1 protein-coding gene is annotated in these 644 nt (G+C 60.6%); it reads left to right on the top strand.

Annotated features, from left to right (window positions below; translation table 11 throughout):
* Window positions 1–644: polyketide synthase (locus tag NLX82_RS27465; RefSeq protein ID WP_254349309.1), on the top strand; the 644-nt coding region annotated here is incomplete at both ends.

The raw sequence follows: 644 nt of genomic DNA, 5'->3' as shown, positions 1-644 counted from the left end.
CCACTGTCGAAGACCCTGTTTTTCGAATACCAGACGCTTCGCGAACTGTGCGGCTACTTTATGGACACCTACGGCGGCCGGTTGGCAGAATTGTTCGCCGCGGCGTCAGGACAGATAGCTGCACCGGCGCTGCGGCTGACGGAGGATGCCGTGAGTCGGCGGGAAACCGTCAGCCGCCGTAAAGGTGGCCGCCGCTTCGCATCCATCCCTGCTTCGCAAGCAGAGTCGGCGGGAGCGCCGGAGATCGCCGTCATCGGCCTATCAGGCCGCTATCCGGGCGCACGGAATGTGGACGAGTATTGGAAGCGGCTGCGCGAAGGCGCCGATTGTGTAACAGAAATTCCGGCGGAGCGCTGGGATTACCGTCGGTACTATCACCCAGAGAAGGATCGGCAAGGTACAACCTATAGCAAGTGGGGGGGCTTCATCGAAGGGGTGGACCGATTCGACCCGCTGTTCTTCCAGATTTCACCGCGGGAGGCGGAAATTATGGATCCCCAGGAACGGCTGTTTCTGCAATGCGTGTACGAGACGCTGGAAGATGCGGGGTATACGCGGGAGACGCTGGCGGAAGCAGGAGGGGACAGCGGAGGAAACGTAGGCGTGTACGTGGGTGTGATGTACGAAGAATACCAGCTGTACGG

Origin of the sequence: Paenibacillus sp. A3M_27_13, assembly GCF_024213315.1 — a bacterium.
GTDB classification, from domain to species: Bacteria; Bacillota; Bacilli; order Paenibacillales; family Paenibacillaceae; genus Paenibacillus; species Paenibacillus polymyxa_B.
This window is presented reverse-complemented; position numbering and strand designations above follow the sequence as displayed.